Annotated in this window: 25 protein-coding genes and 1 other RNA gene; 9 read left to right on the forward strand and 17 right to left on the reverse strand. The window is 47.8% G+C overall.

The features are described from left to right. Positions 1–110 precede the first annotated feature (110 nt). Positions 111–1217, forward strand: a complete 1107-nt coding sequence (locus tag AEA42_RS13290) for a hypothetical protein (RefSeq protein ID WP_055647972.1) — start codon at positions 111–113, stop codon at positions 1215–1217. Between the two features lie 343 nt (positions 1218–1560). On the opposite strand, the gene gcvP is transcribed toward AEA42_RS13290, so the two are convergent. The 6 genes from gcvP to AEA42_RS13320 all read right to left on the reverse strand — a co-directional run bounded on the left by gcvP (position 1561) and on the right by AEA42_RS13320 (position 9639). Then, entirely contained in the window at positions 1561–4449 is a 2889-nt protein-coding gene (gcvP, locus tag AEA42_RS13295; protein WP_055647973.1) for an aminomethyl-transferring glycine dehydrogenase, read from the reverse strand. A 122-nt stretch (positions 4450–4571) separates the two neighbouring features. Then, positions 4572–4961, reverse strand: coding sequence for a glycine cleavage system protein GcvH (gene gcvH / locus AEA42_RS13300; RefSeq protein ID WP_011071083.1), 390 nt, complete (start codon positions 4959–4961; stop codon positions 4572–4574). Between the two features lie 25 nt (positions 4962–4986). After that, positions 4987–6081, reverse strand: a complete 1095-nt coding sequence (gene gcvT, locus AEA42_RS13305; protein WP_037428462.1) for a glycine cleavage system aminomethyltransferase GcvT — start codon at positions 6079–6081, stop codon at positions 4987–4989. Between the two features lie 398 nt (positions 6082–6479). Further along, on the reverse strand, positions 6480–7697 hold the full coding sequence (locus AEA42_RS13310) for an FAD-dependent monooxygenase (protein ID WP_037428463.1): 1218 nt from the start codon (positions 7695–7697) through the stop codon (positions 6480–6482). Positions 7698–7733: 36 nt separating this feature from the next. Beyond that, complete coding sequence (ubiH, locus tag AEA42_RS13315; protein ID WP_055647974.1) at positions 7734–8957, reverse strand: 2-octaprenyl-6-methoxyphenyl hydroxylase; 1224 nt, start codon at positions 8955–8957, stop codon at positions 7734–7736. A 106-nt stretch (positions 8958–9063) separates the two neighbouring features. After that, complete coding sequence (locus AEA42_RS13320; protein ID WP_037414338.1) at positions 9064–9639, reverse strand: UPF0149 family protein; 576 nt, start codon at positions 9637–9639, stop codon at positions 9064–9066. Positions 9640–9864: 225 nt separating this feature from the next. Between AEA42_RS13320 and zapA the strand changes: the two genes are divergently transcribed. The 3 genes from zapA to AEA42_RS13330 all read left to right on the forward strand — a co-directional run bounded on the left by zapA (position 9865) and on the right by AEA42_RS13330 (position 11156). Further along, complete coding sequence (zapA, locus tag AEA42_RS13325) at positions 9865–10167, forward strand: cell division protein ZapA (protein ID WP_037414335.1); 303 nt, start codon at positions 9865–9867, stop codon at positions 10165–10167. 114 nt (positions 10168–10281) lie between these two features. Continuing rightward, positions 10282–10462: non-coding RNA, 6S RNA (gene ssrS, locus AEA42_RS21865), on the forward strand. Between the two features lie 7 nt (positions 10463–10469). Continuing rightward, positions 10470–11156, forward strand: a complete 687-nt coding sequence (locus AEA42_RS13330; protein WP_099457005.1) for a 5-formyltetrahydrofolate cyclo-ligase — start codon at positions 10470–10472, stop codon at positions 11154–11156. Between the two features lie 140 nt (positions 11157–11296). Here the strand turns inward: AEA42_RS13330 and folM are convergent, their stop codons facing one another. After that, positions 11297–12016 (reverse strand): dihydromonapterin reductase, encoded by a 720-nt coding sequence (gene folM, locus AEA42_RS13335; protein WP_055647994.1) that lies wholly within the window; start codon positions 12014–12016, stop codon positions 11297–11299. A gap of 211 nt (positions 12017–12227) precedes the next feature. Between folM and AEA42_RS13340 the strand changes: the two genes are divergently transcribed. Continuing rightward, a complete protein-coding gene (locus AEA42_RS13340; protein ID WP_037428472.1) occupies positions 12228–12617 on the forward strand; it encodes a DUF393 domain-containing protein in 390 nt (129 codons plus the stop codon). A gap of 95 nt (positions 12618–12712) precedes the next feature. On the opposite strand, the gene mdh is transcribed toward AEA42_RS13340, so the two are convergent. Continuing rightward, the gene (gene mdh / locus AEA42_RS13345) at positions 12713–13648 is read right to left on the reverse strand and encodes a malate dehydrogenase (protein WP_037414331.1); all 936 of its coding nucleotides are present in this window, start codon (positions 13646–13648) and stop codon (positions 12713–12715) included. A gap of 290 nt (positions 13649–13938) precedes the next feature. On the opposite strand from mdh, the gene argR reads away from it, so the two are divergent. Then, the gene (argR, locus tag AEA42_RS13350; RefSeq protein WP_011071072.1) at positions 13939–14409 is read left to right on the forward strand and encodes a transcriptional regulator ArgR; all 471 of its coding nucleotides are present in this window, start codon (positions 13939–13941) and stop codon (positions 14407–14409) included. Positions 14410–14530: 121 nt separating this feature from the next. Here argR and AEA42_RS13355 read toward each other — a convergent pair whose 3' ends face one another. After that, positions 14531–15163, reverse strand: coding sequence for an NAD(P)-dependent oxidoreductase (locus AEA42_RS13355; RefSeq protein WP_055647975.1), 633 nt, complete (start codon positions 15161–15163; stop codon positions 14531–14533). Between the two features lie 119 nt (positions 15164–15282). On the opposite strand from AEA42_RS13355, the gene AEA42_RS13360 reads away from it, so the two are divergent. Then, the gene (locus AEA42_RS13360; protein ID WP_037428477.1) at positions 15283–16185 is read left to right on the forward strand and encodes a LysR family transcriptional regulator; all 903 of its coding nucleotides are present in this window, start codon (positions 15283–15285) and stop codon (positions 16183–16185) included. Between the two features lie 64 nt (positions 16186–16249). Here AEA42_RS13360 and AEA42_RS13365 read toward each other — a convergent pair whose 3' ends face one another. The 5 genes from AEA42_RS13365 to AEA42_RS13385 form a co-directional block, all read right to left on the reverse strand. Next, positions 16250–17191, reverse strand: a complete 942-nt coding sequence (locus tag AEA42_RS13365) for a Dyp-type peroxidase (RefSeq protein ID WP_037414323.1) — start codon at positions 17189–17191, stop codon at positions 16250–16252. A gap of 203 nt (positions 17192–17394) precedes the next feature. Next, positions 17395–19107: a gamma-glutamyltransferase gene (ggt, locus tag AEA42_RS13370; RefSeq protein WP_055647976.1), complete on the reverse strand. Its 1713-nt coding sequence runs from the start codon at positions 19105–19107 to the stop codon at positions 17395–17397. Positions 19108–19249: 142 nt separating this feature from the next. Then, positions 19250–20299 (reverse strand): ABC transporter ATP-binding protein, encoded by a 1050-nt coding sequence (locus AEA42_RS13375; RefSeq protein WP_055647977.1) that lies wholly within the window; start codon positions 20297–20299, stop codon positions 19250–19252. Then, on the reverse strand, positions 20296–21930 hold the full coding sequence (locus tag AEA42_RS13380) for an iron ABC transporter permease (protein ID WP_037428484.1): 1635 nt from the start codon (positions 21928–21930) through the stop codon (positions 20296–20298). The genes AEA42_RS13375 and AEA42_RS13380 overlap by 4 nt, the downstream gene beginning before the upstream one ends. 58 nt (positions 21931–21988) lie before the next feature. Continuing rightward, positions 21989–22996, reverse strand: coding sequence for a Fe(3+) ABC transporter substrate-binding protein (locus AEA42_RS13385; RefSeq protein ID WP_037428486.1), 1008 nt, complete (start codon positions 22994–22996; stop codon positions 21989–21991). Positions 22997–23211: 215 nt separating this feature from the next. Between AEA42_RS13385 and AEA42_RS13390 the strand changes: the two genes are divergently transcribed. Further along, entirely contained in the window at positions 23212–23631 is a 420-nt protein-coding gene (locus tag AEA42_RS13390; RefSeq protein WP_037428488.1) for a hypothetical protein, read from the forward strand. A gap of 6 nt (positions 23632–23637) precedes the next feature. Here AEA42_RS13390 and AEA42_RS13395 read toward each other — a convergent pair whose 3' ends face one another. The 3 genes from AEA42_RS13395 to AEA42_RS13405 form a co-directional block, all read right to left on the reverse strand. Further along, on the reverse strand, positions 23638–24234 hold the full coding sequence (locus AEA42_RS13395) for a glutathione S-transferase N-terminal domain-containing protein (RefSeq protein ID WP_037428490.1): 597 nt from the start codon (positions 24232–24234) through the stop codon (positions 23638–23640). Positions 24235–24305: 71 nt separating this feature from the next. Next, positions 24306–25055 (reverse strand): ferredoxin--NADP reductase, encoded by a 750-nt coding sequence (locus AEA42_RS13400; protein WP_055647978.1) that lies wholly within the window; start codon positions 25053–25055, stop codon positions 24306–24308. A 109-nt stretch (positions 25056–25164) separates the two neighbouring features. Next, the gene (locus AEA42_RS13405; RefSeq protein ID WP_037414307.1) at positions 25165–25770 is read right to left on the reverse strand and encodes a DUF5610 domain-containing protein; all 606 of its coding nucleotides are present in this window, start codon (positions 25768–25770) and stop codon (positions 25165–25167) included. A 183-nt stretch (positions 25771–25953) separates the two neighbouring features. On the opposite strand from AEA42_RS13405, the gene AEA42_RS13410 reads away from it, so the two are divergent. Then, positions 25954–26547 carry a histidine phosphatase family protein gene (locus tag AEA42_RS13410; protein WP_055647979.1) on the forward strand — a complete coding sequence of 198 codons (594 nt, stop codon included), beginning with the start codon at positions 25954–25956 and terminating at the stop codon, positions 26545–26547. Positions 26548–26557 lie beyond the last annotated feature (10 nt).

Here is a 26557-nt window from a genome sequence, read left to right on the forward strand (position 1 = left end):
TTGGAGGTACTCAGGCGGCCTGATTATCAAATCACGGAGAAAGAATTGCTGGCGGCCTGGGTATTATTCGCCAATCAGTTGCTCAAATATGGCTATGCTATGGCTGATTTATGAGGGGATCCTTCAGTACCAAGCTTAACAAAATTTCTACAAGTGAACGTCTACAAACAAGGAGTAGCCTAGGTCATTTTGCTAATGCTGCGGATTGGTGTTTTTTACCTGAAAATTTTAAATTCACCAATAAAACATCGCCTGAACTAGAAACAGTAAAAAGTGTTTTTAATACATTACATAATATTTACCTTATCAGTTTTCTGGCCAACATCACGATCATTACCAAAGGGAAAGTAAACTATACGCTTAAAGGTTTAAAGGACATCACGGATGAATATGATTTAGTTAGCTTACGATACACAGATGCATCATCATTATTCACTTTATACAATTGGATTTACAGTGAAAATTCAGTAGATAAAATAGGTATTGCTAGAAACATTATTCCACTTCACGTAGAACAGTTGTTAAGTGTAAATGAATCAGTATTAGTATCCACATATTCAAGCTTCAATCTATCACAGAAAAAAGATGTTAAAACCTATATAGAATCGATAAATAAACTTGCTGAGCAAGTACAATCAACCTCACAGAAAGCTAACGACATTGCAGAAAAAATTTCTAACTCAATCATATCTGGAATTTGGGGGGTAAGTACTTTTGCAATATCAACAATATTATTTAGAATATTCACAAAAGGCAGTGAAATAAAGACTTATACTGACCTATTTAATTTCATTGGCTCCCCACTCTTTGTAGGGGTGATGAGTTTTGCTCTAATTATTTTTAGCATCTTATTCATTGTCACTTTGATGGAATCTAAGCGTGAACAAAAACGATTTAAGCAAATGTATGAAAGTAGTAAGAAAATATATAAAAACGCATTAACTGAAGATGACATTAAAAATATCTTATCTGATGACGAACATTTCTTAACAAATGATAAATATATTACAGACAAGCGTAATTTTTATACTCGAATATGGTTTTTAGCAATGTTTATAGCTATAACATTTTTATCTATAGCAAGCTATAATTCTAAAAACATATCTATAGAGAAAAATCATGATATATGTGAATCACCATATAGTGAATTGCATAATAAACAGGATTGCTACACCAATGATTATGGAATAATCAAAATAAATGACAACCACTTATAAAATAATAACACTAAAAACAGGACAAGAATAACTCTACACTCAATGGTTACACCAAAACTGGCATTGTTGCACCAGTGACCTTCTAAAACATGGATGTTTTAGCAGAGCCTACAAGGATGTATTTACGGCGTGTCACTGGTGTAACAGTGCGAGAGCCTGCGGCAGGCAATTAGGAAATACCATTGCCAAAAGCCATGCAAAAGTAACTTCGCACCACTCAACTCAGCAGAAACTACTTCTACAAAAACACAACTAAAACCCAAATTGCAGGCAATAAAAAAGCGAACCGCTAAGGGTTCGCTTTTCATCAAACGTTAGACCTGAATAACGTACTATTCAGCCCCTACTCGTAGTCTGATATCGGCACACATGCACAGAACAAATTACGGTCGCCGTACACGTCATCAATACGATTAACGGTTGGCCAGAACTTGTTAGTACGCACTGCGGCACTTGGGAACACGGCGACTTCACGGCTGTATGGGCGTGAATCAAACGCTGGGTCCATAATATCGGCCATAGTGTGTGGCGCGTTGTGCAGCGGGTTATTGTCCGCTGGCCACTCGCCCGCTTCAACTTTCGCGATTTCGGCGCGGATGGACACCATAGCGTCGATAAAGCGGTCCAGTTCAACCTTAGACTCAGATTCAGTTGGCTCAATCATCAGGGTTCCCGCAACAGGGAAGCTCATGGTTGGCGCGTGGAAACCGTAGTCGTTCAGACGCTTAGCGATATCCATTTCGGTCACGCCAGAGGCTTCTTTGATGGGGCGCAGGTCGATAATACATTCGTGTGCGACGCGATCGTTACGGCCGCGGAACAGTACTGGGTAGTGTTCAGACAGCTTCTTCATAACGTAGTTAGCGTTTAACAGCGCAGTTTGAGTCGACTTTTTCAGGCCCTTTGAACCGAGCAGCTTAATGTACATCCAGCTGATTGGCAGAATGCCAGCACTGCCGTATGGCGCAGCCGATACTGCACCGTTGTTATCGCTTTCGCGGCCTGGTTTCACCACTACGTGACCCGCGACGAACGGCGCTAAGTGCGCTTTCACGCCGATTGGGCCCATACCTGGACCACCGCCGCCGTGTGGAATGGCGAAGGTTTTGTGCAGGTTAAGGTGCGATACGTCGGCACCGATAAAGCCTGGTGAGGTTAAGCCAACTTGGGCGTTCATGTTGGCGCCGTCCAAGTACACTTGACCACCGTGCTGGTGCACAATATTGCAGATCTCGCGGATAGATTCTTCGTACACACCGTGGGTCGATGGGTAAGTGATCATGATACATGACAGGTTTTCTGCCACTTCAGCCGCTTTGGCCTTCAGATCTTCTAAATCCACGTTACCTTGCTTGTCACAGGCAGTCACCACGACTTGCATACCGGCTAATTGCGCCGATGCGGGGTTAGTACCGTGGGCAGATTGTGGGATTAAGCAGATGTTTCTGTGGGCTTCGCCGCGAGACTCGTGGTATTTACGAATCGCCAGCAGACCCGCGTATTCACCCTGTGCGCCAGAGTTAGGTTGGATACACACGGCATCGTAACCTGTGACATTCACTAACCATGAAGACAGTTCTTCAATCAGTTGGGTGTAACCCTTGGCTTGATCCAGTGGGCAGAATGGGTGCATGTTGGCAAATTCTGGCCAGCTGACTGGGATCATTTCAACCGCAGCGTTTAACTTCATGGTGCATGAACCCAATGAAATCATTGAGTAGTTCAATGCTAAGTCTTTGCTTTCGAGACGCTTGATATAACGCATCATCTCGGTTTCGCTTTGGTAGCGATTGAAGGTTGGGTGGCTCAGGATGGCATCTTGACGCACTAAAGAGGCAGGAATCGATTGGCTACCTTGCGCCACGATTTGCGCATCTAATGCGGCAACGTCTAAGCCATGGCCTGCACCTAAAATCACATCGAACAGCGCTTCGATATCGCTGCGGATAGTGGTTTCATCTAAGCTCACGCCGACAATGCCGTCAGCATCGAAACGCAGGTTCATTTCAGCGGCCAGTGCGCGAGCATTGACTGCTGCAACGTCTAAGCCTTTGATGCTGATGGTATCGAACCAAGTGCTGTTCACTAAGCTCACGCCTTTAGCTTGTAAGCCCGCGGCTAAGATATCAGCAAAGCGGTTGATGCGTGATGCGATAGTTTTCAGGCCTTGTGGGCCGTGGAATACGGCGTAGAAAGACGCCATGTTCGCTAACAGAATTTGCGCGGTACAAATGTTTGAGTTGGCTTTTTCGCGGCGGATATGTTGCTCACGAGTTTGCATCGCCATACGCAGTGCGCGGTTACCACGAGTGTCCTTTGACACACCGATGATACGGCCAGGCATAGAGCGTTTGTGCTCGTCACGGGCCACGAAGAAGGCCGCGTGTGGGCCACCAAAGCCCATCGGCACACCGAAACGCTGCGCGCTACCGAAGACCACGTCGGCGCCCATGGCACCCGGTGACTTGAGTAACACTAATGCCATGATGTCGGCAGCCACTGTCACAATCACGTTTTTCGCGCGTAATTCGGCGAATAAGTCGGTGAAGTCAGTGATTTGACCGAAACGGTTTGAATATTGGAACAAAGCACCAAACAGTTCGTGGTTTACTGCTTCATGGGCAGGACCTACCACCACTTCAAAACCAAAACACTCAGCACGAGTCTTCACTACGTCTAAGGTTTGTGGGAATACGTCATCGGCTACAAAGAAAATGTTCGCTTTTTTGGCTTTAGACACACGCTTAGCCAGCGCCATCGCTTCGGCGGCAGCAGTCGCTTCGTCCAGCAGTGAAGCTGAGGCTAAATCTAAACCGGTTAAATCCATCGACACTTGTTGGAAGTTTAGAATGGCTTCTAAACGGCCTTGGGCGATCTCTGGCTGATAGGGCGTGTACGCCGTGTACCAACCTGGATTTTCTAAGACGTTACGCAAAATCACATTAGGCACTTGGGTACCGTAGTAACCCATACCAATGTAGCTTTTGAAGACTTGGTTTTGTTTGGCTAAACCACGAATGTAGGCAATGCCTTCGGCTTCGCCGCAGGAATCACCAATACTCAACTCTTGGCTTAAACGGATCGACTCAGGCACGATTTGCGCGGTCAGATCGTCCAAAGACTCAGCACCAACGTAGTTCAACATTTCTTGTTGTTGGCTGCTATCCGGGCCGATATGGCGACGTAAGAATAAATCGTGCTGTTCTAACTGAGTGAGGGTTTGCTTGGTCATGATAAACCTTGTTCCAGATTTGCCGTCGCTCAGGACTGTAGGGTACTGATAAACGGGCTATTGTTATGTCAAACTTGCGCTAAAACAAACGAAGCCCCTGAGGGCTTCGTTAGCGTCGACGATTATTCTTCGTCGATTACAGCTTGGTAACCTTCTGCATCGAGCAGAGCGTCAACTTCTGATTCATCAGAAGGCATAACGCGGAAGAACCAGCCTTCGCCGTAAGCGTCGCTGTTTACCAGCTCTGGAGAATCTTCCAGTGCTTCGTTGACGGCAATCACTTCACCAGAGATTGGCGCGTAGATGTCAGAAGCCGCTTTCACTGATTCCGCCACTGCACAGTCGTCGCCCGCCGTGACAGTGTCACCCACTTCTGGCAGCTCAACGAAAACCATGTCACCTAACAGCTCTTGAGCGTGCTCAGTGATACCCACAGTGTAGCTACCGTCTTCTTCCTTGCGGATCCATTCGTGTGAAGAGGCGTATTTCAGTTCTGTCGGAATATTGCTCATTGTTCTTGTTCCTTGTTCCGTTTTTTTAAAATGCTTGTTTACCGTTGCGCACAAAGTTTGGCGCTACTACTCTAACAGCCACGCGCTTTTTACGCATCTCGACTTCCGCCGTATCCCCAATTGAACTAGGAACACGCGCCATCGCAATAGAATAGCCCAATGTAGGTGAGAAAGTACCGCTAGTGATCACGCCTTGCTGCTCAACACCCGCTGCATCGGTGAAAAATACTGGCATATCATGGCGTAACACGCCTTTTTCTTCCATCACCAGGCCGACTAATTTGTCGGTTCCCGCATCGCGCAGGGCTTCAAGCGCCTTACGACCAATAAAGTCACGGTCGGTTGGCTCCCATGCAATGGTCCAGCCCATGTTGGCGGCCAGCGGGTTGATGGTTTCGTCCATATCTAAGCCGTAGAGGTTCATACCGGCTTCGAGACGTAATGTATCGCGGGCGCCTAAACCACAGGGTTTAACGCCTTGATCTAACAGAGCTTGCCACAGAGCTTCGGCTTCCGCTTCTGGCACGATGATCTCGTAGCCCGCTTCACCAGTGTAACCTGTGGTCGCAATGAACAGAGAACCCGCTTGCTTACCGAAGAAAGGTTTCATACCTTCGATGGCGGCATTTTGCTCGCTACTGAATACGGCGGCGGCTTTGGCCTTAGCGTTAGGACCTTGAACGGCGATCATCGCCAGCTCAGGACGCTCGGTCACTGTGACATCAAAACCTTGGGATTGTTTGGCGATCCAGGCTAAGTCTTTTTCGCGGGTCGCGCTGTTAACAACAACACGGTAGAAAGTGTCGGTGAGGTAGTAAGTGATTAGGTCGTCGATGATGCCGGCATTGTCATCTAACATGCCGCCGTATAAGGCTTTACCAGGAACTTTAAGTTTGGCCACATCGTTGGCGAGCAACTTACGGAGGAATGCACAAGCGTCGGTTCCGGTCACATCAACCACAGTCATGTGGGACACGTCGAACATACCTGCGTCTTGACGCACGGCGTGGTGTTCTTCGATTTGTGAACCATAGTTGAGGGGCATATCCCAACCGTGGAAGTCAACCATCTTAGCGTTTGATTCTAAGTGCTTGTTAAACAGAACAGTTTTATTAGCCATTGTTATCCCTTTTTTGCGGCCTTCTTCAGGTCTCTGCCTAGCGTAGGGTGATACAAATCCGGCTAAATATCTGGCTAATCGGCATTTCACTTCCACGATGCATCAATTTGAAAGGGGTTCTTTCGGTCTCAATGCGTCTGTCACTGCAACGCCTGATTCGCTCTGAATTAATCAGATATTTATCGTGATTGGTATAAGTACTAGGGTCTAAAATGCGGCGAAATTATACCTTGCGTCACAAATTTGTATACAGGAGATTTTTCTAATCCGAAGCCAGTGTCATTAGATTTTCTCATCTTCAACATGTAATTTTTTTACATGCGAAAGCGAGATTTGCGCAGCTTGCCACCAATATGCTGATATTAGCAGCAATTCTGATCACATTAGCGCAACCGAGGCTAGCGACATAACTTGGGCAGCGACGACTTATTACCCATGGCCTGTTGCATGAACACTGTTTTCAGCCCAGCGACATTATCGACCAGATTCAGTCCCAGATCGCGAATGGCCTTTTTAACTGGGTTTGAACCCTCGAACAGGCGCTTAAAGCCTTCCATCGCCGCGATCATCTCCATCGCATCGGCCTTGCGCCAACGCTCTAGGGCGCGCAGCTCGGCATAATCGCCAATATCCTTACCCGCTTGCTGTAATTCGCTAATCACTTCGATAATGCTGGCGGCATCGAGGAAGCCAAGGTTTACCCCTTGGCCCGCTAATGGATGAATGGTGTGGGCTGCGTCCCCCGCGAGCACTAAACGGTGGCGGGCAAAATGGCGGGCGTAGCGCATCCGCAGTGGGAAGGCTTGGCGTTCACTCTCAAGCTTGCAAATCCCAAGGCGGCCATCGAAGGCGGCGGTGAGATTGCGCTCAAATTGCACTTTGTCCATTGCCAGTAATTCAGTGGCGCGCTCGGGCGGCACTGACCAGACGATGGAGCAGAGGTTTTCTTCATATAACGGCAAGAAGGCCAGCGGGCCATCCTGCAAAAACACTTGGCGAGCGGTGGCAAGGTGCGGCATCTCGCTTCGAATGGTCGCCACGATCGCATGGTGGCCATAATCCCAGAAGGTTAACGGGATCTTACATTGTTCACGCACCCAAGAATTGGCACCATCGGCGGCAATCACAAGTGCGGCGCTCACACTTTCTATCTCAGCACCATTGGCGAGAGTCAACCAAGCTTCACGCTCACCAAAGGCGATACGCTCTAAGCGTTGGTTTTCGATATGGGTGATATTGTCAAATTCACTGGCACGCTTGGCGAGGGCGTAGCTGATGGCGTCGTTTTCGATAATCGCGCCAAGGCTAGGTTCACTGATGCTACTGGCATCGAAGGCGATTTTGCCAAAACCGTCTTTATCCCATACCGCCATTTTTTGATAGGGCGTCGCGCGGCTGGCATCGACATAGTGCCAAGCGCCGAGGTGCTCCAGCAAACGTTGGCTCGCCTTGTTGATGGCGCTAACCCTAAGCCTTGGCTCACCGCTCACGGCCTCTGTGTGGCCCGCATCGATAACGACAACATTAAGATCGGCCTGCGCCAATCCTATCGCGGTGGCGAGTCCCACCATGCCGCCACCCACAATGGCAATGTCATAGGCTTGTGAACTTAACATGGGTACATCCTTTTCGCGTTGCGATACCAGTAATGATTATTTCCAGCCCATCGCTTTTTGAGCGACGGGGGTTTTCAGTGGCGGGAACCAAGACAACAGCCGCAATCCTAGATTACGCCCAAGGGCCAGGGGCCAATATTGGTTAGAGAAGCCACGGACTAAAAATTCAATATTGCGAATAGTGCTGTTTCTATCCGCCTCACGGGCCTGCAAATAGCCATGGGTGACGGCGACACCGCCGATATCTTCACCCTGCTCTCGCGCAGTGTTGAGCACTTCAAGCAGGCTCACCACATCCCGAAGGCCTAAGTTAAATCCCTGCCCCGCAATCGGGTGTAACGTCTGCGCCGCATTACCAATAAATACGCATCTATGGTGAATCGGCCTTGGCATGTAGGACAGATTTAATGGATAAGCATGGCGCTCGCTAACGTCGATAAACTGACCAGCGCGATAGCCAAAGGCTTGCTGCAATGCAGCTAAAAACTCGGCCTTGGGCGCTGTAAGCATCGCTTGGGCGCGGCTATCGTCGAGTGCCCAGACGAGGGATAAACGCGGCTGGCCTTGGCTATCTGCCATCGGCAGTAGCGCTAATGGACCAGTCTCGGTAAATCGTTCATAAGCCCAGTGCTGGTGCGGCTTATCAGTTTGTAGATTAGCGATAATCGCGGTTTGCTCAAACGCCACTTGGGTGATGGGCAGATTAAAACTGCTGCGCACCTTAGACTGCAAACCATCGGCGGCGACCACCAGCTTGGCGCAAATCCGCTCGCCGGAATCCAGCACCAACATGTGGCTGTCGATATCGGGGATTAACTCTGACAGTTTGGCAGGGCAATAGCGCTTAACCTGAGTTTTGTTAAGCTCGCTAAACAGCACTTGGCCGACCCTTTCCAGCTCGACCACTTGCCCCAGCGCATCTAAGTGAAACTGACTGGCATTGAGTTCCGTCATGCCAAAATGACCACGATCGGACACATGGATATCTTTAATCGCCGTGCCTAAATGCGCCAATTTCGGCCATAAACCTAAACGGGATAACTCGAAGATGGAACCATGGGCAATGGCGATAGAACGGGCGTCAAAACCGGGATGATTGTTATCGGGAAGATGCGCCTCGATTAAGGCAATTGATAACGGTTTTTCAGTACCAGACAAACGAGCCAAAGCTAACGCGAGGGTCGCACCCGCCATGGCGCCACCGACAATGGCAATATCGACATTTTGAACTGAATTATCCATGTGCTCTGCTACCGTCATGGGGTTCTCATTCAAGCTATGGCATGGCTAAAAGCGTTTCGCCATCAGGATGTTAGATTTGAAAAACAATAAAAGGCGGAATCGCTCCGCCTTTCTCTTTTAGGGATTAATGGATCACCGCGGCATCGTCACTCTCTTCGTGGCTCGGCTCTGGGCCAAACTCGGAGTAACACAAAATCGCAGCAATGCGCACAAATTCCAGCAATTCAATATAGGCGGTTTCCGACTCTTCATCGTCGGTCACATCGAATTCCACTTGGGCGATATCGGCCAGATCTTTAATCACTTCACGCACTTCGGCGGAGGCTTTATTGAGCTTAGGCTGGATAATCGCAATGCCCGTTAAAAAGCTTTGCGTCCAAAGCGATAGCGCCTCAACTCGGTGACTAAGGGATTCTTCCTCTTCGGGAAGCAATGGCATAAAACCAAAATCAAAGTCACTCAAACGGGCAACCGAGTCTTGGAACAACTCACACACCAATTGATGTAAAGGTGCGGGCAAAGGCTGACCATCGTTCATCAGGTCAAATAACGGTTTAATCCACAAATCACCGGTTTGATCTACACCACCGCAGATTAAACCCACAAGAGCACCGTGAACTTCCACGGGATGCTGACCAATTTCAGCCGCATCGAGGGCTATTTTTAAGCTTTCGATACGTAACGAAGGAGGGGTCGCCATATCAGATTCCAATCAGAATTTTCCAGCAGCAATGCTAGCAGAGTTAAAGACTTGAACCAACTCTGATCCGGCATTCTTAGGGTTGAAGATAAAAATTCCGGCAACTGCTCACACAAGCAGCAAACAAAACGGCGAATGTGCAATCCATCAGCGGCTTACCTTGCACTTTTAATATCAGCCCTATATAGTCCGCCCTATCGATGCCAACGAAAGGATCATCTTCGAATGAGTAACAGTGCAGTTGAAATCACCCTGCTGGGGCGCACCTACTCTATCGCCTGTCCGAAAGGTCAGGAAGATGCCCTACGCATTGTGGCTCAAGGGGTTGAGCAGCAACTCACCACCCTAAAAAATCGCACGAATAGCTTAAGCCGCGAAGAAATTGCCATTATGGCGGCGCTGAATATTGGCCACGAGTTGTACCAAGAAAAGCAAAAGAATAAGCATTATATGAAACAAATGGATGACCGCATCAGCCTGTTGCAGTCAACCTTGGAAAACGCCTTAGTTGAGCGTTCAACCAAATAGTTTTAGACTGTGCACTCGGTGCCAAGCACCATCTATCTGAGAAGAGTTGCACAGTGAATGGCTAACTGGCCTATACTTTTTTAAGCCAAACGATTAGCGATTCAATACCGTTTTTGCTCCCTGGGATGCAGGCCAACTGGTAATGTCCCTGTGCCGATAATTTTGATCTCAGGGTGAATGCTTTACTGACATTGAGCATGCTCGGCTCGTACCGAGAAGCCTTAGGAGGTAATCATTTACCCGCCTTGAACCTACGGTTCAAGGGCTACACCGGTAGCGGCATTCTGGGGAGCATCTTATTTATGTCTATCACTTCACCTGTATCGAACTCTTCGGCCCCAACAGTCAAGGGGCCACACGGCACTCAGTCTGCAATTGATGCCCAGTCGTTAAGCCCAACGCTAAGCCCAAATCTAAGCCGCGCCGAATTACGCAAACAAATACGTTTAGCCCGCCGCTCGCTTTCGACAGAGGTGCAAACCGAGGCAAGCCTTGCCGCATGTCAGCGAATGCTCGAAAAGCTCAGCGCGCTGAAGGCCCAGCATGTCGCACTTTACCTCACCCACGATGGCGAACTGGCAACTGCTCCGCTTATCGCAGCGCTTTGGCAACAGGGGATTCAAACCTATCTGCCACGGCTGCACCCCTTTAATGCTGGGCAATTATTGTTTTTGCATTACCACGCCGACTCGGTAATGCTACCGAATCAATTCGGCATTTTAGAGCCACGGCTAGATGTGCGTAACGTTATGCCGATTGAGCAACTCGATGTGGTGATCACCCCGCTGGTTGCCTTTGATATCAAAGGCAATCGCATGGGCATGGGCGGCGGCTATTACGACAGAACGCTAGCTAATTGGCACAGCAAAGGCAGACCACTGCCGATGGGTTATGCCCATGATTGCCAGCAAGTACCGAGTCTGCCATGCGAACATTGGGATGTGCCCTTACCCGCTATCATCACCCCAAGTCGAGTATGGGAGTTTTGAAAAGTAGGAGCTAGAAGCTAGAGCGCTTCGCTGCTAGAAAAAGCAGAGCATCGCACCATAACGACTTCTTCTTGATTGAATCTAGATTCTAGAGCCATGCAATGGCGTTCTAGAGGCCGCAGGCCGTTCTAGATTTTTCTTTACCTTAAATGCCGCCCACCATCGACATGATGGCTGCGCCCCGTGACATAGCGGCTCGCCAACAGATAATCCACTAAGGCAATAATCTCCTGATTTCCAGCTTCTTTTGGCAAGATAGCCTTAGCCAAGGTCTTTTGCCGATAGGCTTCATCATCACTTGGATTAAAAAGGATCATCGCCGGAGCGATCGCATTCACTTTGACCTCGGGCGCTAATTTAGCCGCAAAAGATAAGGTTAAATTCTCTAGCGCCGCTTTACTGGCCGCATAAGCCATGTGCTTGGCACTGCCCTTTTCGGCCACATAGTCAGTGAAATGGATAATATCGCTGGCGCCAATCTCACCCTCGGCTCCCGCACGTAATTGCGAGGCTAAGGCTAGGTTTATTTGATAGGGTACGCTCACATGCACCTGCATCATGCGCTGCATCACCTCATGGGGGGCAAGGCTTGGGCTGTTGTCTGGCAACCAGTCAGAGGCATTATGGATAATAGCGCGGATTTTGGGGTATTGGCTCAATTGCTCAATCAGGGTTTGGAGCTGCGCATTATCGTAAAAGTCGCATTGGATTAAGGTCGCGCCCAAAGACTGCAACTCATCGATGCTGGGATAATGGCTGCGATAGGTGCCAATCACCTTGTGCCCTTGGGCGAGCAAGTGTTTCGCGAGGGCGTAACCAATACGTTTACCCACGCCAGTGATAATAATGGGAGCTGTCATATCCATCCTGTTATTTGCCAAGCACTGATTAAAAGCAAACGCATTTGGCAGATTGTTAATCGCACAATCACGTAATCACACAATCACGTCACTCATCGCAATAGCTTAATGCCTCTAGCCAAGAGTGTATAACAATTAAAACCGTAAACATGTCGATCTAAATGCCTGACAACTGCGTATACTCAGGGACACACTGTAAGAGGTAGACCTAATGGAACTGCGGATTTTTTTCGATGGCAATTGCCCATTATGTAGCGCCGAAATGCGCCAACTCAAAGCGCGCGATCCCGACGATAGAATTGAACTGGTGGATCTTAATGCTGACAATTTCAGCTCAAGATTCAGCTATATCGATAAAGACTACGCCAATACCATTCTCCATGGCGAAACCGCCTCCGGCCAAGTGCTGCTCGGGCTGGATGTCACCTGCAAAGCATGGGCGCTAACAGGCACTCGCCCTTGGGTACAAGCGCTACGCTTACCGCTTATCAAACCTATCGCGGATTGGTGCTACCTGAGATTCGCCAAGCACAGATACCGTATTTCCTATCTACTGACGGGTAAAGCCCGCTGTGACAGCCAATGCCAACTCCCCAAATAGCGAGACTCAAGATTAAGAACCCCTGTTTAGAGAACAAAGTTTAAAGCATAAAAAAACGGAGCCATTCGGCTCCGTCTTCTCATAATTCAGAAGAATTACTTAACGAAATCAACGCCTAGTTTGATATCGCCTTTCAGCGTATCTAACATAGAATCACGGGCGTTAGCTTCGAATGCGCTCACTTCACCGTAAGGCAGTACTTTTTCGATACCGTTTTTGCCTAACAATACTGGTTGAGCGAAGAATTCAGCGTGTTCGCTGCCGCCGTCAACGTAAGCACATTCAACGATGTTAGCTTCGCCTTGCAGACCACGAACCAGAGACATACCGAAACGGCATGCCGCTTGACCCATAGACAGGGTCGCGCTGCCGCCACCGGCTTTAGCTTCAACCACTTCAGTACCCGCGTTTTGGATACGTTTAGTTAAAGAAGCCACTTCTTCATCAGAGAAAGTCACGCCTTCAACTTGAGACAGTAATGGCAGAATAGTCACGCCACTGTGGCCGCCGATCACGTTGATTTTAACGTCAGCAACGTTTAAGCCTTTTAATTCAGCGATGAAAGTCTCAGAACGGATAACGTCCAGAGTGGTCACGCCGAATAAACGGTTCTTATCGTAAACACCTGCTTTTTTCAGCACTTCAGCAGCAATAGCAACTGTAGTGTTTACTGGGTTAGTGATAATACCCACGAGCGCTTTAGGGCAAGTAACAGCCACTTTCTCGATCAGGTTGCGAACGATACCCGCGTTGATATTGAACAGATCTGAACGATCCATACCAGGTTTACGTGCAACACCAGCAGAGATAAGCACAACGTCAGCACCCACGAGGGCAGGCGTTGGATCTTCACCAGCAAAACCTTTGATTTCAACCGCAGTTGGGATATGACTCAAGTCAACCGCAACACCCGGAGTTACCGGTGCGATATCGTATAGAGACAGTTGAGAACCCGCAGGTAATTGAGTTTTTAACAGTAGGGCAAGAGCCTGGCCGATACCACCAGCAGCACCAAGTACAGCAACTTTCATAGTTATCTCCGTTATTTCTCGGATATGTGTGACATGGATCTAATTTGCGTTGGCGTCACATTACTGGAATGTCACGCTAATTTCAATTATCCCTTAGTCGTTGATTCAAAGATTTACTAAAACAGCGCGTTGCAATGTTGAATATTTACTCTAGTTCAACAAATACATTTATAAATGAATTAGCATAAAGTGAGTTAACTGCATTTTTATTCAGTCATTATGGTTATTTGTTGACAGTTTAACCAAAACTATTCAGAATAAGCCTGTTTTTTTGAATAAAGAATAAGACTATGCAAACGACCAAGAATCAGGATGACCTTGTTAGAATTTTTAAGGCGATTTTAAAAGAGGAGCGCTTTGGCTCCCAGAGTGAAATCGTCACCGCCTTACAAGCAGAAGGCTTTACTAATATAAACCAATCTAAAGTGTCTCGTATGCTCAGCAAGTTCGGTGCCGTGCGCACTCGCAACGCTAAGCAGGAGATGGTTTATTGCTTACCTGCCGAATTAGGCGTGCCCACTGCGGGCAGCCCGTTAAAGAATTTAGTACTCGATGTTGACCATAACCAAGCGATGATTGTTGTCCGCACTAGCCCAGGCGCCGCACAATTAATTGCTCGTTTGTTAGACTCCATCGGTAAACCTGAAGGGATTTTGGGAACCATTGCGGGTGACGATACGATCTTTATTTGTCCATCTAGCATTCAAGATATCGCCGATACCTTGGAAACCATCAAATCTTTATTCAACTACGCAGAATAAAAAAACAGGTCAGCTTGCTGACCTGTTCTATTTCCACTGTACGCTTTTCAGTCCAGGATTACCCTAATTTCAGGGCTTGTGTCCCGCTTACGTTACAGTATTTAGCCGAAACTCCTCAGCCTTAGTAAGCCACACTGATCCTTTGATTGGGATGCGCCGCTTTTTCTGCTTCATCGAGCATGGCTTTGGCGTAATCACTCACCGAAATCCGGCTACGGCCATTTGCATCGGTAAAGAAGCTATCGCCACCTAAACGGTAAGAGCCTTCGCTTGCACCAGGGTAGATCTCTGCCGCTGGGCTGACAAAAGTCCAGTTAACAGTGGTGTTGGCGGCGCGAAATCCCTTTAATGCTTCACCTTGAGCCAGAGCTTCATCCTTATAAGCGGGCGGGAAATCTGGGCTTGAAACCAAGGTTACTCCCGGTGCCACTTCTAGACTACCAGCCCCACCGACCCACAATAAACGTGGCACTTTAGCCTGTGGCAATACGGCTAATAGATTATTAACTGTTTTCGCCACTAAGCCGTGATTCTGCTCGGCGCGGCCGCCCACTGAAGCAATTAACACATCCACGCCTGCAAAGGTTTCAGCGGTTAATGGCTGAGTCAGGTCAACACTACGCACTTCTGCCGCCGTTTCACCAAGCTTGCTTGGGTCACGCACTAAGGCAACGACGTCATGACCACGGCTTAAGGCTTCATTTAAAATGGTTCCGCCAATCCAACCCGATGCACCTAATACTGCAATTTTCATTTGATAAGTCTCACTGCTGATTTAAATTGAGACCAGTTTACTTGCGATACTTAGCGTGATAAATATCGATAAATGAGCAGGATTGTTTCAGATTGAGATACTAATGGGTGTAATTATATATGGATAAAATCGCCGCCATGCGTAGCTTTATCGAAGTGGCTAACTGTGGCAGCTTTACTAAGGCCGCAGAACACCTCGATCTCAGTCGTTTACAGGTTTCTCGCCATATTCAAGAAATTGAGCAGTGGCTCAGTTTACGCCTGCTACACCGCACCACCCGCAGCGTTAGCCTGACCTTACAGGGTGAAGAAGCCCTGCAATATTGTCAGCGGGTGCTGAGCGAAGTCGCCGCAATGGAAAGCCGCGCCCATAGTCATAACACTGAATTAGTCGGCAGTATTCGTATTGCCACACCCGTCGGACTTGGGCAGCACAGTCTGTTTGATGTGGTCGATCGCTTTATAAAATTGCATCCTAAGGTCAATATTCAGCTGTTAATGTCGGACAGTTTTGCCCAGTTGGTGGATGAGCGGGTGGACGTAGCACTGCGCTATACCGAGCAGCCAGATGAGAATCTAATCGCCCGTAAACTGATGAGCATTGATGCCGTTTTATGTGCTGCGCCCAGTTACTTGGCTCAAGCCGAGCCGTTAACCCTCCCTAACGATCTGCTCAGCCATAATTGCCTTATCCATAGTTCGCAGCAACATTGGCAGCTACTCAAGGAGCAACAGAGTGAGCTGATTAAACCTATGGGGAATCTGATGGCCAATGAAATGGGAGTGCTGGTCAGCGCCGCGTTGCGCGGGCATGGGATTGCCTACTTGCCCTGTGACTTAGCCAATCCCTATCTGGCCAGCGGTCAACTGCAAGAAGTGCTCCCCGAATACACGGCGCCAGGCCAAACCCTCTGGGCCGTGTACTTATCTCGCAGCTACCAACAAGCGCTAGTGCGCGCCTTTATCGATTTTACCGCTCAGCAATGGCAGCTCGATATCAATAAGTGGACAGCGGCGAGCTAAGCCCACAAACAAAAACGCACTGAGGTTTTAAGGCTCAGTGCGTTTAGTCGCGATTTGCTAAGGGTTAATTATCGAATTGCATCAAAAAATCTAAGCTTGGGGCGAAGAAAGAAGAACCCGTCAATGCGCTGGTGAAGTGCATCAAGTGATCGTGATTACCCGCACCATCGCCAAACACCATGCTATGGAGCATCTTCTCGAAGTGATCCGGTGTGCGGCAGGTTGAAATAAACATCAAACCTTGTTCTTTGAGCGAGCCGTAAGGCATGCTCTGGCGCAAAATCTCGATGGACTTGCCGTTTTCATCCTTGAGGTTTACCCGCTTGATATGGCTGGTTAATGGCTTATCTTCCGACTCGTATTCGATGTTGTCTTGCTTGGTACGACCGATAATATCTTCTTGCTTTTTAAGCGGTAATCTATGCCACTTACTCAAGTTGTGGGCGTACTTTTGTACGTGAATATAGCTGCCGCCCTTAAATTCAGGGTCTTCATCCCCAACCAAGGCGACCTCTTGGCGATGACGCCCTTTCGGGTTTTCGGTGCCATCCACAAAGCCCGTTAAGTCGCGACTATCCATAAATCTAAAGCCGCGCTCTTCTTCCACTAGCTCGACTAAGTCTTCGAACATTTGGCTGATTTCGTTGGCGACTAAATGCAAAATGTCGTAACGATCGCAACGAAGATGCACAAACAGATCGTATTCGATAGCAGGCGCCTCGCGGTTACCCGCCTGCATCGCCGGGAAAGGCTTAAGCATTTCTGGGCGAGCATCGGGATAGAGACTGTCCCAATAGTTGGCGCCTATGGCCACAAAACCATTGAATGCACTGTCGGAATACTGATCCGTCAACTCATAAATATACTGCGCAACGTTGGCAATACAGGGACGCAATTGCGATTCAACGTTATCGTTGTCGCTCGCATTAAACATCAAATAGACGCTATGTAAGTTTCCCTCTGCACACACACCTAACTGTTCACGCGGCATATTTTGAATATCCATCTGGTTATCACCCTGTTGTCGATTCATTTTCGGCAATATTATCCGCAACTTTACCTGAAAATGACATTAAGTAACGCACAGTTTGTCCGTCTTTGTGATGTAAAGGCCTTTTGAGGCTGAAATATAAAAATTGACGAGGCCATTACGCCTCGTCAATGTTGTCTATTCTGCATTCGCTTCAGTAGAGCAAAACGAGTGATGCGTTAATATCCTGCAGCATAACCATCCTTTCGGCTTTCGGATGCACCGCGGTAAACGCCAGTTTCAGCATTAAAGCCAATGGCTTGATAGCCACCGAAATCACCGAGAACATCGCGAAGCACATGGCCTTTCTTCATCAGCTCACGGCGAGTTTCGACGGGGAAGCCTGATTCAAGGCTCACATAGCCACCGTCATTCATTATCTCCCCCGTAGGCTCAGTCGAACCTGAGTGTAAAATTCTGGGGGCATCACCTGCTTCTTGCAAGTTCATTTTAAAATCAATCAGATTGATAATAATCTGCGCATGCATTTGCGGCTGTGTTGCACCGCCCATCACCCCAAAACTGAGCCAAGGTTTACCGTCTTTGGTCACAAAGGCGGGAATAATGGTATGGAAGGGCCGCTTACCCGGCGCATAGGTATTAAATCGACCTTCGGTGAGATCGAACATCTGCCCGCGATCTTGCAGCACAAAGCCGAGATCCGGCGGCGTCATACCTGAGCCCATGCCGCGGTAGTTACTCTGGATCAGCGACACCATGTTGCCGTCTTTATCCGCGGTAGTGAGATACACAGTATCCCCATGTTGCAGCGCAGGATTGCCCGCATCGACACTCTTAGCCGCCTTGTTTAAATCAATTAACTTGGCGCGATCGTAATTATACTGCTGCGAGATCAACTCTTTTACAGGCACCTTGTTAAAGGCCATATCGGCATAAAATTTCGCGCGATCGGCAAAGGCGAGTTTTTTGGCCTCTACAAATAAGTGCACATATTCGGGACTATTAAAGCCCATGGCGGCGACATCGAAGGGTTCCATAGTTTTTAAGATCTGTAGCGCGGCAATCCCCTGCCCATTTGGCGGCAACTCCCACACATCGTAACCACGGTAGTTGACCGATACGGGTTCAATCCAGTCACTGGTATGGCTGGCTAAGTCTTCATAACTTAAATAGCCACCTTGAGCCTTGATGTATTTATCAATACTTTTGGCAATGTCACCCTTGTAGAAGGCATCGCGGCCGCCTTTAGCAATTTTCTCATAGGTGTTTGCCAGTGCAGGATTTTTGAAGATTTCTCCTACCGCAGGCATCTTGCCATTGGGCATATAGGTTTCTTTAAAACCGGGGAATTGAGCGAGCTTTTTACCGCTGCCCTCAAGGTAATAGGCAATCAACTCGGAGACAGGGAAACCTTCGCGAGCATAACGAATCGCTGGGGCTAAGTTATCGGCCATTGGCAGTTTGCCGAACTTGTTGTGCAATTCGAACCATCCATCCACCGCACCAGGAACCGATACGGGTAGCGGCCCCAAAGGAGGCAAGTAGTCTAATCCGAGGGATTTTAGCTTCTCTAGCGTTAAGGATTTGGGACTGCGACCGGAGGCATTAAGGCCATAGAGCTTTTTATCTTTAGCGCTCCAGACAATGGCAAATAAATCGCCGCCAACACCGGCACCAGTAGGCTCGACTAAGCCCAGCATGGCATTGGCCGCAATCGCTGCATCCACGGCACTGCCACCCTGTTTTAATACATCAATCGCCACCTGTGTCGCCAGCGGTTGGCTGGTCGCAGCCATCCCATGGGTGGCATACACTTCTGAGCGCGTCGCAAAGGCTTTACCCGTGATCCTATCCATGGCTAACACTCCCGATGACGACATTGCTGTCGCCACTGTGACTAGGGTACAAATTGATTTTATTGTTTTTATCATAATTCCTCCCACTCTGGAGGAATTAAGGTAACAAGGAAGGCTGAAAATATCAGCAATCTAGGTGTTTTTTACCCAAGTTAAACGTAAGCAAAAATGTCATGCTTTCAGCTGAGACACTGGCATATCGAGTGCGGTCTAGGCATTAAGACTCAAATAGCACTAGGGAATGTGGCTCAGTATTTAAGCCCACTCGCTGACCAACATTGAACTGCATAATTTGGCTACGCACTTCGACATAATGGGCGTGGGATGCCGCCTCGACTTTTACCCAATAATGACAAAATGCGCCAAGGAAGCGCCGCTCGGTAATTGTCCCTACGCCCGCATCATCGGCACTGAGCGCCAATTGCTGTGGCCGCAAAAACACTTGGCCATTAAATGCATTAGACTTTGACAAGGGCGTGAGGCTTCGCAGCTCACCAATGGGAGTGACAACACGGTGGCCATCAACGACCTCTGCGGGTAAATAGTTGCCACTTCCCAGAAAATCAGCTACATAGCGGCTATTTGGTGCGGCATATAAGTCCTCAGCTCGGCCATGTTGTACTATCACACCTTGGTTAAAAATGGCCAAGGTATCGGCAAACACAAAGGCCTCATCTTTGCTATGGGTAACAAAAACCGCACTAACATTACGCTGCTTTAGAATGCTGCGGATCTCCGCCATCATGCTGTGGCGCACCTGTGCATCGATATTCGAAAAAGGCTCGTCGAGTAACAGTAATTGCGGCTCATAGGCTAATGCGCGGGCAATCGACACCCGCTGCTGCTGACCACCTGACAACTCATGGGGATAACGCTTGGCTAAGCCTTCAAGTTTTACCAGGGCGAGCATGTCATCTAACCGCACCTTGCGCTGCGCTGGCGTTAATTTTGCCACACCAAAGAGAATATTCTCGGCGACGGTCAAATGGGGGAACAAAGCATAGTCTTGGAAAATCATCCCTATGCCCCGTTGCTCACTCGGCACAAATTGCCCTGCGCCGCTGACCGTCTTGCCATTGATTTGGATCTCACCTTGGCTAATCGCCTGCAATCCTGCCACCGCCCTGAGCAAAGTCGTTTTGCCGCAGCCACTTGGGCCGAGCAGCGCAAGGATTTCTCCTTGTGCCAGGGTTAAATCTAAGCCTTTGAGTACCTGTTGGCCCTGATAATCGCTATGAACTTGATGAAGATTGAGCGTACTGGTCATCGACTATCTTGCTCCAAAGAACGGTTTAAATAAATCAGTGGGACTAAACCCACGAGCACAATCACAATGGCGGGCAAGGCGCCATATTCAAGCTTTTCGTCAGAGACAAACTGGAAGACATAGGTCGCGAGATTCTCAAACCCTATGGGACGCAGCAACAATGCCGCCGGTAATTCTTTCATGCTTTCGATAAACACCAGCAGCGCCCCAGCAAATAAGCCCTTAGTGAGCAGCGGCAGATGCACTCTTTGGAGCAAACGTCGAGGGCTTTGCCCAAGAGTTAGACTCACCATGTCTAATGAGGGCGAGATGCGTTTATAGCTAGTCTCAACACTGCCAATCGCAATGGCAACAAAGCGCACACAAAAAGCAAAAACCAGCGCAGCCGTACTGCCAGTGAGCAAGAGCCCAGGGCCTGCCATCCCCAACCAATCGGCGACGTCGTTAATCGCAAAATCGAGCAGGGTTAATGGCACCAATACACCAATGGCAAGTACCGTTCCGGGTAAAGCATAGCCAGTTGAAGCCAAGCGCGATGGCAATGCATCACTCGTCCTTGGGCTCACACGGCGAATAAACATCAATATCAATGCAATCGCGCAGCACACTAGGCTAGTAATGAGCGCGAGGCTCAAGCTATTCACGCTCAATTGCCAGAAAATCGAATCCCAGCTCTGCTCAAAATAACCGATAGCGTAGGAGAGTAAAATTCCGCTTGGCAGCACAAAGGCCAGCAGTAACAAGGTGATGCAATAACCGAGGGCAAACAGGGTTTGCATTGGTGAGAGCCGATATAAATCGCTCGCTTGAATGCGGGACTGTTTTTGGAATAACTGCTGCTTACGGCGGGCAAAACGCTCAACGCCAATCAAGCTAAACACCACCAGCAGGATAATGGCCGAGAGCTTTGCCGCGGCGGTTAAATTGCCATAGCCCAACCAAGTGTCATATACGGCTGTCGTTAAGGTTGGCACGGCAAAGTAGTTAACTGTGGCAAAATCCGCTGCGGTTTCCATCGCCACTAATGCCACACCCACGGCCAAGGCGGGCCTTGCCATTGGCAAAGATAAACGCCAAAAACTCTGCCAAGGCGAGCAGCCCATGATCCTTGATGCATGCGCCAAACTTAAGGATTGCTCCATAAACGCGGTACGCGCTAACAGATAAATATAGGGAAATAACACCAGCGATAACACACACGCTGCACCACCTAAGGTGCGAATATCAGGGAAAAAGTAATCCTGCGGTGAGCTCCAACCAAAGAGCGCGCGCAAACTCCTTTGTACTGGGCCGGCGTAATCAAATAAATCCGTATACACGTAGGCAACAATGTAGGCTGGCATGGCCAAGGGCAATAACAAAGCCCATTGCAAATACCGTCTACCGACAAATTCACAGCGCGCCATTAACCACGCGCAGGGCAACGCTAGCAAGAGTGAGCCAGTACTCACCCACAGGATCAACCATAAGCTATTAGTGATGTATGTCGGTAATACAGTAGAAAGTAGATGACCAAAAACGGCCTCATCGGGCTGAGCCGCTTGAAGAAGTAACGCAACGAGGGGTAACACCAGTAGCACAGCTATGGCATAACCAGTAAGCGACCAGCTTCTGGCTAATCCTAAAATCATGTGGCTCCTTTAAACAAGTGCGCCAATTAATGGCGCACTTATCGATTTAACTGCCTAACTAGAGGTCAAACTGCACTTCATCTAACAATTTCACTGCTGCTTGGTGATATTCGGCCAGCTTGAAAATCGGCAACTTATCAGATTTAAACTCGCCCCAAGAGGCCACTAAGGTTGAAGGTGCAACATCGGCTTTTACTGGATATTCCATATTCACTTCGGCATAGGCTTTTTGCGCCACATCGCCAGAGAGGAATTCCATCAACTTGATAGCATTGTCTTTATTCGGCGCGTGGCGAGTAAGCACCATACCTGAAACATTGACATGGGCACCGCGGTCAGCCTGATTCGGGAAATTAATCACCACGGCTTCAGCCCAGCTCTTTTGCTCCGGATCTTGCAGCATATTGCCATAGTAGTAGCTGTTACCAATCGCGATATCACATAGGCCTTCTTTTACCGCTTGAACCTGTCCGCGATCGTTACCTTGAGGCTTGCGGGCTAAGTTAGTTTTCACGCCCTGTAGCCACGTTTTCGTGTCCGCCTCACCGTGATGAGCAATCATCGAAGCCACCAAGGCGATGTTGTAAGGATGCTTACCGCTGCGAGTACAAATCTTACCTTTGTATTTAGGATCGGCGAGTTCTTCATAACTAATCGCTTGTGGGCCTAAGCGATCTTTTGCCGTATAGAGGTTACGAACACGCATCGTCAAGGCATACCATTGCCCATCCGGATCGCGGTATTGCGCGGGAATATTGCTATTGAGCTGCGAACTTTTCACTGGAGAAGTCAGATCTTTTTCGACTAATTCGACCAAACGAGAAAAATCTGAAGTTAACACTAGATCGGCGGGCGATAAGCGACCTTCACGGGCGATACGTTCGGCAATCCCGTCTTTGGCAAACACCACATTCACGCCAATGCCTGTTTCTTCAGTAAAGCGCTTCAAGATGGGCTCAACCAAAAATGCTTGACGATAGGAATAAACCGTTAATTTTTCATCCGCATGTGCAGACTGTGCAACCGATATTAACCCAATTAAAGCGGCACAAGTTACCCATTTCATTCGCGATTTCTCCTCAAAATGATGACGTCAAACGTGAGTCGTTCTTAGATTAAAAATGATAATAGTTATCAGTTTCGCAAGAGTAATTGATCGACTTGAGGAGAGCAATAGTTAGTATAACTTTTTGTTTTTAATGAATTTAAGATATAAAAAGGCGAATTATCTCAAACCAAACTAAACTGAATCTTAATTTTTAAAAATAGTTGGGAGGTATTATGTTTAGCATGCTACTACTCTTCATTACTATTCTTGGACTAGTGATATTTATGACCTACCAAAATAGTCAAAAGCAGCACAAGTCGTTTGCCAAAACCACGAGTTTGGCAAAACGAGCAAAGCACGGAACGACGATATTGAATGCCTTCCACTGCGTGAGTATTGAAAATGAAGCAAATTGCTGCAAACAGGTCGATGCAATTAAAGGAAAACGCTTCCTGTCAAAAGAAGCGCCTGAAATTCCAATCAAAGGCTGCACCCAAAGCCAATGTCAGTGCCACTATAAACACTATGACGATAGGCGCCAAGCTGGTAACGATCGCCGAGTTGACTACGGCATGACTAAAGAGCTCTTCGGCGCATTTGGTGAACATAATCGCCGAGATAAGCCTAAAGGCCGGCGCTTAACCGACCATTGACAATATTTATTGTGGGCGAGTATCTACAAACGCAGGTAAATCACGCATTTCGCTAAACCAGATCGCAGTCGCTGGAGCAACTTTACGCCAATCGAGTTCAGGGTGTCTGAAATCCATATAATCCAACAAACAGATTAACGCTAACTGTGGTGCTTGTATGGTTGCTTGAGTAATCACGCTCTGATGCTCCATCTGCATCAACCCACGCAGCAGAGCCTGCTCAAAACGTGATGTCCAAAAAGCTGATCTCACCCCCTCATCTTCACGCATTTGCTCTTGGCGCAACTTCACCGCGCTATCAATTAATCCCTTGATCATCGAGTACTGGCACTGCAATACCCAGTTATAAGGTTGACCGCCAAACATTTCCTGTGAACCTAATTCTGCGTCCAGATAACGCATAATCACTTCGCTATCGAAAATAGGCACGCCATCATTCGTGATCAGGCAAGGAATCTGACCTAACGGATTAACATCAAGCAACTGTGCCGTATTTTCCATTGGATTAACGAGAACTTCTTCAATATCTTTAATCCCTAAATAACGGATTAAGCTACGAACACAGCGAGCATAGGGTGACGCAAGGGAGCAGAGCAACTTCATCAAAAAATCCTTCTAAACGATAACTATAAAGCAACGAATACTTTGGTAACGGATGCTAAACACTCGCATTATTACCAATATTTTTCTACGGTAATTTGCCCCGGAGCACGGCGTAAATTTTTCGAGAGTCCCTTATCAAGCAATGCCGCTTGGGCGCCGCTAATCATCCCAGGATTACCGCAAATCATCACCTGGGAATCCGCCGCACTTAAGGTTAATCCGACTTTTCGCTCGATTTCACCCGAGACTAAGCCATCGGGGATACGGCATTGCAATGCGTCATCAAGCTTTTCACGGGTCACAGTTAAACACAGGATAAACTGATCTGGATATTGCATCGAATAAGCCTTTAGTTTATCGAGGTAGGCTAAATCTTTAGCTTCGCGCACGCCATAGACAAGTATGATCTTCTCAAAACGTTGCCAAGGTTCGGCGGTATCGAGCATGGATAAGAATGGCCCGATGGCCGTACCTGTGGCTAAAAACCATAAATGCCGACCTTGTAATTCTCCCTTTGGGATCTCATCTAAGGTCATAAAACCCGTTGCCGTTGGAGTGATTTCTATTTCATCACCGATGGTAAGATTCTGTAATTGTGGGGATAACTGGCCATCCTCTACGGCAACAGCCAAAATCTCGGCATAGGGTTTATCGGGAGAATTAACAAGGGAATAAGCTCTAGCGATACGCTTATCATCTTGAAGTTGACTGAGTTTAATAAATTGACCGGGAATAAAGGGAGCTAACTCGGCCGCTATCCGCAGTGAAAATAACTTGTCGTTCCAATCAATACGTTCAATAACGCGTCCCCTAGTCCACATAACTCGCCCTCAAGCAAAACGTTAAATAGGCTCCTAGCATAGACGGTTATTCACACAACAAAAACCCCTTATTGTAAGGGGCTTAAGAGTTAAGATATGCAAGATTAAATTAAGTGTTAGTCGCTTGAGTCTCATTTGATTTTTTATTAAAACTGTCCCTAAAGGCCTGTAATCCTTCTTGAACGAGCCCATAGGTTTTATCCACACCATCGGCAATATCGCCCTGCAGCACTTTAAGACCAGATAAAATATCCCTCGCCTCTTTAAAGCCATTATCGATAGCGCCACCAATGATGGTCATAAAGCTGTCGAGCTGTTCGTCAAAACTCATATTCGAATTTTGCTGCTGATGAACACTAAAAAATTGCGTCGCGAAACTCACAATACGATCGGCAGTGGCCTCGGGGGACGTATCGACACCGTTATCATAGGCGGTTTGAATCGCGTTCTCGCCCATAGAAGGAGCTAACTCTTTGTTTATCGCTTCGATTGCTGCGCGATAAAGCAAGGTCATAGATTGATCACCCGACTTTAGGCTTACATCTTCCTGCGCCGATAGAATCGCTTGATTCATTAACTGCTTACTGGTTTGCTGCGCCGTCTGTTTAGAAGTGGCATCCACATTTTTCGTCTTATCACTATTTGCCGCGTTTTCAGCATATTTACTGTGGGTCGAAGAAGTGCTCTGTACCTGTGCAGGGTTATTGATTTCCATGATGCTAGTCCACTCAACTTGGGGAAACTTAATTATCGACCAAAATTTGAGCAACTTTAGCAATTTTATAAATTGCAGTACCATTCATACTTAATGCGATGATACAAATAGAGAATAGGTTTGTTTGTTCAATACCATCCTAACCCCCTCTTAATACTCGCCCATAAAATAAGGATATAAGGCATGGCAATCGCCCAGTATTTACATGGTTTTTTGCGGCATAATCGAAGAATCGGTTTCAATTCAGTAACGCTAATACAATCATTACTGATAAGTCTGTTATTATTCACCAGCATTGGACTTAGTCCGATCAATCAAGCTATTGCCGATAATCGATTAATCATTCTCGTAAGACATGCAGAAAAAGCTGATGAGCCCGCAGGCGATCCTCCCCTTTCAGCCAGTGGCAATATACGTGCTCAGGCGCTTATCAGCGCCTTAAAACGTACCCCCATTTCACAGCTGATTGCGACCCAATATCAAAGGACTCAGCAAACCTTATTACCGATTTCAACGGAGCGGCATTTACCGATTACTGTGCTCGAGGCAAAAAAACCTCTCGAAACCCATATCCAACATATTGTGGAACAAGTACATGCGGTTAAAGGTAACAGCTTAATTGCAGGGCACTCCAACACCGTGCCACTTATCATCAAGGCTCTCGGTGGCCCTGAAATTACCAACATCAGTGAAGATGATTACAGCCAGTTGTTTTTACTTTCCATTAATGATGGACAACCTGCCAGCTTGATCTCCACCCGCTACGGCAATGAATAGAGGATAACAA

The organism is Shewanella sp. Sh95 (assembly GCF_001308045.1).
Lineage (GTDB): Bacteria > Pseudomonadota > Gammaproteobacteria > Enterobacterales > Shewanellaceae > Shewanella > Shewanella xiamenensis.